Consider the following 3,481-nt stretch of genomic DNA (forward strand, 5'->3'; position numbering starts at 1 on the left):
ATCGGGGAACAGGATGAGCGACGAGAAGTACGCGGTGTGGCTTTCGGGTGCCGAAGGCACCCTGGTCCAGGGCAACCATCTTGACGCGTCCGTCGGCATTCCCCTGTTCGGTCCGGGAAGCGAAAAGACGACCGATAGTTATGCCGTCCGCCGGGGAGATACGCTCTGGTCCATCAGCCGGCAACTACTGGGCGATGGGGATAGGTGGGGCGTTTTGTACCGGGCCAACGCCGCCCTCATCGGCCCTGACCCAAGGATGCTCCAGCCGGGCCAGGTGCTGAGGATACCCTAAGCGACCGTAAACCACCGGCGCCGTCTCAGGACGGCGCCGGTTTTTCTTTGAAGGAACCAGGAATCGCATGCCCTGCCGGGATCTCCCGAAGTCCACCATTCACGCCTTCTGCTTTTGCCTTGGCTTCACGGTTTATGCTTTTCGCTTTTGCTCCACTTTTTGGGGACATTCCATTGCTTTTCCGATTCCCGATTCCCGATTTACGATTTACGGCCCTCACGATTTACGGTCTATCCTTATTCCCTCCCAAAAACCAAAAAACGACCACCGCCATGCCTACGGCCATAACAGCTCCGGTGATGAAGACCGCCTCTATGCCCCTCGAGGCGAAGATCATCCCGAAAAGGGGCGGACCAAGGGTTTGCCCCAGCCTCAGGGTCATGCTGTTGAGGGACAGGACCGTCGCCCGGCTCCCCTCGGGGGCCCTATCGGTGAGGGCCGTGAGCAGGTTCGGGATGTTGATCCCCTGCCCCACGCCGAAGAGGACCGCGGGGACTATCATGCCGCAACAGTCGGGCGCACGGAGGATGAACAAAAACGCCGATCCGTAAAGGATGAAGGCCGCTGACATGAGGGAGCGGCCGCTGAAGCGGGTCGAGAGCCACCCTGCCCTCGACGAGGTGACAGCCCCGGAGATGGACATGGCGGCCGATATCATTCCTATCGTGAGGGGTGTCGCGCCGTAGCCGGATTCCAGGAAGAAGGGCAGGAAGGTGATGAACCCGCCGAACTGGATCACGAAGACCATCATCGTGATGAAGCGCTGTAAGGGGATTCCTTTGTCGGCAAGTCCCCCAAGGAGAGAGGAGGATGACCCCTCCGTCGGCCTGTTTTTCTCCAGAAACCGTTCACCCTCATCGAGTCCCAGGTATGCCCAGGCCCCCACCGGGATGGCCAGGAGGGCGAGCAGGAAGGGATAGTTCCAGCCGATCATGGCCAGCAGGCCGCCAAAGGCGGGGAAGAGAGCGGCGCCTACCCCGATGACGCTGGTGTTGTAGCCCAGGGCCGCCGGCCTTTCGTCGCCCTTGAAAAGGTCCCCGATCAGGGTCGCGTTCAGGACGTTCAGGGGCGCCGATCCGACTCCCTGTAAAAACCTGAGGAAGACGAGAAGACCAAAGTTGCGAACAAGAAAGCAGGTTCCACCCGCCGCCCCGAAAAGAAAAAGGCACGGGATGAGGACCTTCTTCCTTCCGTAGCGGTCAGAAAGAAGGCCCACGACGGGAGTGAATATAAGTCCCGGAATCGTGAAGGCCGAGATGAGCCACGCCGCGTCCTCCTGGTTGACCCCCAGGGCGCGGATCATCGTCGGGAAAGCAGGTGTGACGCTCGCGACGCCCAGTACCGAGATCAGCGTCACGCCGAAGACAATATTCAGGTTGGGGTCGAATAAAAGAGAGCGACCGACCTTTGTGGCTTCACCTCTCGGTATGGCTCGCGTCCCCCTTTGCCCCTACCAGCGATTTCTATGTACCCTGGCGGGGTCGTATCTTTTGGAGGGTTCCTTTTCCTCGGCGGGATACCCGAGGGAGACTATCGAAAAGGGCGTAACGTCCTCCGGGACACCCAGCAGTGCCCTTACCTTGGAGACAAGGCGCTCCATGGGATATACCCCGAGCCACACCGATCCGACCCCAAGGGCGTGGGCGGCCAGCAGGATGTTCATCGTCGCCGCCGCGCAGTCCTGGGGCCAGAAACGGGTAGACTTGATATTCGTGGTATGGCCGCAAACAACAATTGCAGCGGATGCCTTGTGGAGCATCTTGGAGTAGGGGTGGAACAGCGTAATGGCATGGAGAGTTTCCCTATCATCGATCAAAAGGAACTCCCAGGGCCGTTGGTCGTGGGCGCTCGGCGCACTCATCCCGGCACGGAGCAGGGTCTCCAGGGTTGCCTCCTCGACGGTCCTATCGGTGTATTTCCTGATGCTTCTCCTCGAGAGTATGACTTCGAGGGTCCTGTTCTCCATGGCCGACCTCCCGGGTTTCTTTCATGGTATGGTTGTCACGAGGCAGGTGATCGTGATGTGAATTCTATTCAAGGCCGTGGCCTCGGCCGTCTTGTGGATAGGGGAGTTCATCCGGCGCCTGTGGGGCCCGAGCTGAAATCCCCGTCAAAGCGCAAAAGGGACCCCCGAGATCGGGGGTCCCTTCCTTCATCTTTCCTGGGGAGTCATACCGGTTTCGGGCCAGTGGTCCGGCTCAATCCTGGGGTTGGCAGGGTCCACAATGGAGATGCCCCCCGAAGGAGAACGCTTTGACCGGTAGAGAGCCATATCGGCGTTGACCAGCACGGCTTGTTGGGTTATCCCCGGTATGACCTTGGTCGCTCCCACGGAGATGGCCCCGAATTCGGGGATCACTTCCCCAACGGCCTCGATGATCCTCCTGGCCACCGTCTCGGCCAGGGAGAGGTCACTGCTGTCGAGGACCACCACGAACTGGTTCCCGCCGAAACGGGAGACGACGTCGCCGGATCTAATCGATTCCAATATGGCTTCGGCGGATCTCTTGAGGTAGGCGTCGCCCACCAGGTGACCGTGAACCTGGTATATGTTCTGGTAGTCGTCGAGGTCGATGAAGAGGAGAGCTTTTTCGGTCTCGTTCTCTATGAGCACCCTTAGGAGGTTGTCGCAGTACCTCCTGTTGTAGACCCCCGTGAGGTCGTCCCTGAGGGCCCTGTCCTCGGCATCCCTTTTCGCGGCTATGAGGGAGGAGACGTGGTCCAGGTTCATCCTCAGGATGTCCAGGAAGAAGTAGGCAAAGAGGAGGGAGAAGGAGTAGGTTACTATCACATAGGCCATGGTCTCGTCCAGTTCCCTTGTTCGGAGCACGGGATAGTAGAAGCACAGGGCGTTGTACAGGAGGACCAGGAAAAAGGCGAATCCCTTTGGCTTCAGAAAATAGGGCGCCACCAGGACGCAGAAGAATAGGGTCATAACGTGCCGCAGCAGGAGGATGCTCAAGGGAGTGCCCAGCGCGGTGAAAAAGAGCGGGGAGGAAGACATCAGGAGCAGCCCCGCCAGGGCCGATAACCCCTGGAAGGATCGCTTCCTAGTGGATGGCACGGGCGCAGCCGCGAAGGAGCAGGCAAAAAGGACGAGGGCCAGGGCCAGGTCGACCCGGTCAACGGGGTGATACCCGAAGAGTATGTCGGTGACGAACATCGTGGCGTACCAACCGGAAAGCACGA

4 protein-coding genes are annotated in these 3,481 nt (G+C 59.6%); 1 reads left to right on the plus strand and 3 read right to left on the minus strand.

Features of this window, described 5'->3' with window-relative positions:
* The coding region (locus GX108_04115) for a LysM peptidoglycan-binding domain-containing protein (protein ID NLO56223.1) at positions 1 to 292 on the plus strand (292 nt) is incomplete at its 5' end.
* Positions 293 to 515: 223 nt separating this feature from the next.
* Here the strand turns inward: GX108_04115 and GX108_04120 are convergent.
* The 3 genes from GX108_04120 to GX108_04130 form a co-directional block, all read right to left on the minus strand.
* The gene (locus GX108_04120; protein NLO56224.1) at positions 516 to 1,649 is read right to left on the minus strand and encodes an MFS transporter; all 1,134 of its coding nucleotides are present in this window, start codon (positions 1,647 to 1,649) and stop codon (positions 516 to 518) included.
* A gap of 93 nt (positions 1,650 to 1,742) precedes the next feature.
* The gene (locus GX108_04125; protein ID NLO56225.1) at positions 1,743 to 2,258 is read right to left on the minus strand and encodes a nitroreductase family protein; all 516 of its coding nucleotides are present in this window, start codon (positions 2,256 to 2,258) and stop codon (positions 1,743 to 1,745) included.
* Between the two features lie 186 nt (positions 2,259 to 2,444).
* Positions 2,445 to 3,481: GGDEF domain-containing protein (locus tag GX108_04130; protein NLO56226.1), on the minus strand; the 1,037-nt coding region annotated here is incomplete at its 5' end.

Origin of the sequence: Thermovirga sp., assembly GCA_012523215.1 — a bacterium.
Classification (GTDB): domain Bacteria; phylum Synergistota; class Synergistia; order Synergistales; family Thermovirgaceae; genus 58-81.

Excerpts from the sequence above, each read along its gene's own strand:
- GX108_04125 (NLO56225.1), bottom strand. The coding sequence starts at position 2,258 with ATGGAGAACAGGACCCTCGAAGTCATACTCTCGAGGAGAAGCATCAGG.